General features: G+C 70.3%; 4 protein-coding genes and 1 pseudogene. 2 read left to right on the top strand and 3 right to left on the bottom strand.

The genetic code is table 11. The features are described from left to right. A pseudogene (locus AC1DY2_RS15150) lies at positions 1–343 on the bottom strand (sensor histidine kinase); the annotation flags it as partial. 207 nt (positions 344–550) lie between these two features. On the opposite strand from AC1DY2_RS15150, the gene AC1DY2_RS15145 reads away from it, so the two are divergent. Together AC1DY2_RS15145 and AC1DY2_RS15140 are read left to right on the top strand one after the other, a co-directional pair. Next, positions 551–934, top strand: a complete 384-nt coding sequence (locus AC1DY2_RS15145; RefSeq protein ID WP_476763181.1) for a DUF485 domain-containing protein — start codon at positions 551–553, stop codon at positions 932–934. Beyond that, on the top strand, positions 934–2,565 hold the full coding sequence (locus AC1DY2_RS15140) for a solute symporter family protein (RefSeq protein ID WP_476763180.1): 1,632 nt from the start codon (positions 934–936) through the stop codon (positions 2,563–2,565). Before AC1DY2_RS15145 ends, AC1DY2_RS15140 begins: the two co-directional genes overlap by 1 nt. A gap of 144 nt (positions 2,566–2,709) precedes the next feature. Here the strand turns inward: AC1DY2_RS15140 and lpdA are convergent, their stop codons facing one another. After that, the gene (gene lpdA / locus AC1DY2_RS15135; RefSeq protein WP_476763179.1) at positions 2,710–4,107 is read right to left on the bottom strand and encodes a dihydrolipoyl dehydrogenase; all 1,398 of its coding nucleotides are present in this window, start codon (positions 4,105–4,107) and stop codon (positions 2,710–2,712) included. A 61-nt stretch (positions 4,108–4,168) separates the two neighbouring features. Further along, on the bottom strand, positions 4,169–5,064 hold an 896-nt coding region (locus AC1DY2_RS15130; RefSeq protein WP_476763178.1), incomplete at its 5' end, for a hypothetical protein.

Below are 5,064 nucleotides of genomic sequence, written 5' to 3'. Positions count from 1 at the left end.
CCGAGGCGCTCGCCTCCGCGGCGAGACGCCCGGCCACCGCGCGCACGGCGTCGTCACCCTCGACGACGACCCCACCCGAGCGATCCACGAGCGCGAGCGTCTCGCAGCCGAGCAGCGCCCGGAGGTAGCGGACCGCCCGCACCGCGTCGACCTCGTCAATGCCGCCGCGCAGGTGCTTCGCCGCACGGCTCGCGAGGTGGAGGGTCTGGTACGTCGCCTGTTCGACGTCGGTGCCGAGCTCCTTCGAGGATCCGACGATGCGTCGCAGGAGCAGCACCACCCCGACGGCGAGCGCCCCCGCCACCACTCCGGCGGCAGCGGCGAGCAGCATCGACTCGGGCATGCAGGTCAGCGTAGCCGTCGTTCGTCGTCACGGCGGAGCCGTTCGTCGCACGATGGGCGCCGCTCGGCGACGACGAACGGCGAGCAGCCCCGGCGCCCGGGGGCGAGCGCCAGCATGGTGCCACTGCATCGCCCCGCCGCCCTGACGGCTCGGTGCAGCGGCGCGGCGGACGGTCCGCCGAGACCCCCCTCGAAGGAGAGAGACGCCATGGGCAACGACGCCCTGAGCGCGGACACGTCGACGGCACTGGCCGACGTCGATTACCCCGCCATCCAGCAATCACCGGAGTTCCAGACCCTTCGCCGCACGCACCGGGGCTTCGTGTTCCCGGTGCTGGCCGCCTGCCTCGTCTGGTACTTCGCCTACGTGCTGCTCGCCAGCTACGCGCACGACTTCATGTCGACGCCGGTGTTCGGCAGCGTCAACGTGGCCATGGTGCTCGGCATCGCACAGGTGCTCACGACGTTCGCCGTGACGACCYGGTACGTGGCCTTCGCCAACCGGCGCCTCGACCCGCTCGCCACCGAGATCCGTGAGGGCATCGAAGCGGATGCCGCCGCGGCATCCGACACCGAAGGGGCGAACCGCTGATGACGCACACGCAGACCCACACGCACCTCGCTGCGGAAGCGGCCGCCGCCTCGCCCGGCGACCCCTGGCTCAACATCGCCATCTTCGGCGCGTTCGTCGCGATCACGCTGGTGATCGTGTTCCGCGCCAGCCGCAACAACAAGACCGCCTCGGACTACTACGCCGCGGGCCGCTCGTTCACGGGTGGGCAGAACGGCGCCGCGATCGCGGGCGACTACCTGTCGGCGGCCTCGTTCCTCGGGATCGTCGGTGCCATCGCGGTGACCGGCTACGACGGGTTCCTCTACTCGATCGGCTTCCTCGTGGCGTGGCTCGTCGCGCTGCTGCTCGTCGCCGAACTGCTGCGCAACACCGGCCGCTTCACGATGGCCGACGTGCTGTCGTTCCGCCTCAAGCAGCGCCCGGTGCGCATCGCCGCGGCCACGACGACGCTCGTCGTGTGCTTCTTCTACCTGCTCGCGCAGATGGCCGGGGCGGGCGGGCTCGTCTCGCTGCTCCTCGGCATCGGCGACAAGCTCGGCCAGGCCGTGGTGATCACGGTCGTCGGCGCGCTCATGATCCTCTACGTGCTCATCGGCGGCATGAAGGGCACGACCTGGGTGCAGATCATCAAGGCCGGCCTGCTCATCGCGGGCGCCGCGGTGATGACCGTGTGGGTGCTCGCGATCAACGGCTTCAGTTTCTCGACGCTGCTCGACAACGCGGTCGCGACCGCCGGCAACCCGGCGATCCTCGACCCCGGCCTGAAGTACGGCGTCTCCGAGGTCGCGAAGCTCGACTTCCTCTCGCTCGGCCTCGCGCTCGTGCTCGGCACCGCGGCCCTGCCGCACGTGCTGATGCGGTTCTACACCGTTCCCACGGCGAAGGAGGCGCGCAAGTCGGTGGTGTGGGCGATCTGGCTCATCGGCATCTTCTACGTCTTCACGCTCGTGCTCGGCTACGGCGCTGCGGCCCTGATCGGCCCCGAGGCCATCGCTGCGGCCCCCGGTGGCGCGAACTCGGCGGCTCCGCTGCTCGCGTTCGAGCTCGGCGGCCCGGTGCTGCTCGGCCTCATCGCCGCGATCGCGTTCGCCACGATCCTCGCGGTCGTCGCCGGGCTCACGATCACCGCCGCCGCGTCGTTCGCGCACGACATCTACGCGAGCGTGGTGAAGAAGGGCAAGCCCGAGCCGGGTGCCGAGGTCAAGGTCGCCCGTCGCACGGTGGTCGTGATCGGCATCATCGCGATCATCGGCGGCATCGGTGCGAACGGCCAGAACGTGGCGTTCCTCGTGGCCCTGGCCTTCGCCGTCGCGGCATCCGCCAACCTGCCCACCATCGTGTACTCGCTGTTCTGGAAGCGGTTCACGACCCAGGGCGCACTCTGGAGCATGTACGGCGGCCTCGGGTCGGCGATCGTGCTCATCGCGCTCTCGCCCGTCGTGTCGGGCACCCCCACCTCGATGATCCCGGGCGCCGACTTCGACATCGTGCCGCTGTCCAACCCGGGCATCATCTCGATCCCGCTGGCCTTCTTCCTCGGCTGGCTCGGCACCGTGCTCGACAAGGGCACGGAGGACCCGGCCAAGCAGTCCGAGATGGAGGTGCGCTCGCTCACGGGCGTCGGCGCCGAGAAGGCGGTGCAGCACTAGAGGGTTCCGGCGGCGGGCTGGGAAGGTCCGCCGCCGGGGCGTCATTCGACGCGGCAGGAACGCCTGCCCGGCCGCGTCGATGGAACACCAGGGGCGGATGCCGCGACCGCGCGTCGCAGCATCCGCCCCGCTTCGCGTGTGCGCCTACATGTTGATCATGTGGCCCGTCAGGCCGTGGAACGCCTCCTGCAGCGCCTCCGACAGGGTCGGGTGCGTGTGCACGTTGCGGGCGAGCTCGAGCGCGCCGAGGTCCCACTTCTGGGCGAGGGTGAGCTCGGGCAGCAGCTCCGAGACATCCGGGCCGATGAGGTGGCCGCCGAGCAGCTCGAGGTACTTCGCATCGGCGACGAGCTTCACGAAGCCGACCGGGTCCCCGAGGCCGTTCGCCTTGCCGTTCGCGGTGAACGGGAACTTCGCGACCACCAGGTCGTAGCCCTCGTCGCGCGCCTGCTGCTCGGTGAGCCCGAAGCTCGCCACCTGCGGCGAGCAGAACGTCGCCCGTGGCATCATCCGGTAGTCCCCGAGCTCCAGGGTCTCGGCGTCGCCGATGGTCTCGGCCGCGACGACGCCCTGCGCCTCGGCCACGTGGGCGAGCATGAGCTTGGCGGTGACGTCGCCGATCGCGAAGATGTGCGGCACGTTCGTGCGCATCCGCTCGTCGATCGCGATCGCGCCCCGTTCGGTGAGCTGCACGCCCGTGTTCTCGAGGCCGAAGCCCTCGACGTTCGGGGCGAAGCCCACCGAGATGAGGGCCTTGTCCACCTCGAGCACGCCGGGCTGCCCGTCGGCCCCCGTGTACGAGACGGTGACGGATGCCCCGTGGTCGACGACCGTCTCTACTTTGGTCGAGGCGAGGATCGGGATGCCGAGGTTGCGGTACTGCCGCGTGATCTCCTTCGAGACCTCCACGTCCTCGTTGGGAAGGGCCCGATCGAGGAACTCGATGACCGTGACCTGGACGCCGTAGTTGCGCAGCACGTAGGCGAACTCCATGCCGATGGCGCCGGCGCCGACGATCGCGATCGAACGCGGCAGGTCGCGGGTGAGGATCTGCTCCTCGTAGGTGACGACGTTCTGCGACAGCTGGACGCCGGGGAGCAACCGCACCCGCGAGCCGGTCGCGATGATCGCGGTGCGGAACCCGATCGTCTCGACCGACCCGTCCGCCTTCGTGACGTCGAGCGTGTTCGCGTCCCGGAAGGTGCCGCGGCCGTCGACCTCGGTGATGCCGTTCTTCTTCATCAGGAAGTGCACGCCCTTGACGTGCTTCTCGGACACCTGGCGGCTTCGGTCGAACGCGGCACCGAAGTCGAAGTGCGCCTCGCCCGAGATGCCGAAGGTCGTGGCCTGGTCGTGGAAGATGTGCGCCAGCTCGGCATTTCGCAGCAGCGCCTTCGAGGGGATGCATCCCACGTTGAGGCACACTCCGCCCCAGTACTTCTCCTCGATGACGGCCACCTTCAGGCCGAGCTGCGCGGCGCGGATCGCGGCAACGTAGCCGCCGGGGCCCGCGCCGAGGACGATGACGTCGAAATCGCTCATGCGGGCCAGCCTAGGTCGGGAGCGCTCCCGCGTCACGGGTGGGATGCGACCCCGCCGGTGATCAGCCCGACGGAGGGGTGATGCGGGACATGATCACGGTGAACTGGCCCGTGTTGTCGTCGCGGGCGAGATCGTTCACGCCCAGCATGACCTGGCCGATCCGACCGCCGCCGCCGTAGCAGTCGAAGTACGACTCGGTGCCGAGTCCCACATAGGGCGGCAGGCCGTCGATGGCTCCGATCAGGGAGCCGTGCTCGGCGTCCTCGAGGCCCGGCACGTTGTCGCGCGGGTCGTTCGCCTGCTGCGTGAACACCTCCGCGCCGTCGGCGTCCACCGACGTGAGCTCCTGGTCCTCGCCCCACATGATCACGCCGTTCCCCCAGACGGAGTAGGTGGCGCCCGGGAGGCACGTGATCCCGGTGGGCACCCAGTCGCCGGCACTGGCCGGCACGTCGACGGTGATGGGCGTGAGGGCGTCGAGCGTGATGGTCGCGTCCTCGGTGACATCCGAGGCCGTCACCGTGAAGGATCCCACGTTGCCGCCGGGATCCGAGTCGTTGAAGCCGAGCTGGAGGTCGCCGTCGACGGGGCACTCCATCGCCAGCCGTGAGCCGACGACGAACGGCAGTCCGCTGTCGCTCACGCGCCCGATGAGCGAGGCGTGCGACGCGTACGGTTGCGGGTCGATCGCGGAGTACTGCTGCTGGGCGCCCTCGGGCGTCAGCGCGATGCCCCCGAGGTCCTCGACCTCGACCTCGCCGGTGGCGTCGAGGAGGAGACGACGGCCGCCGGTGCACTCGAGACCGGTCGGCGTCCAGGCCGTGTCCCCTCGGACCTCGATCTCGGCGGGGAGCGTCACCGCCGCGACATCGGCCGCGCCGTCGCCGCCGGCCCCGCCGGCCCCGCTCAGCGCCGCCATCACCGCGACGGTGCCGCCGATCCCGAGGAGGAGCGCGG

This window comes from Agromyces sp. P1_H4 (genome assembly GCF_056405255.1).
The sequence above is the reverse complement of the archived record's forward strand: the minus strand, read 5'-3'. Positions and strand labels throughout refer to the sequence as shown.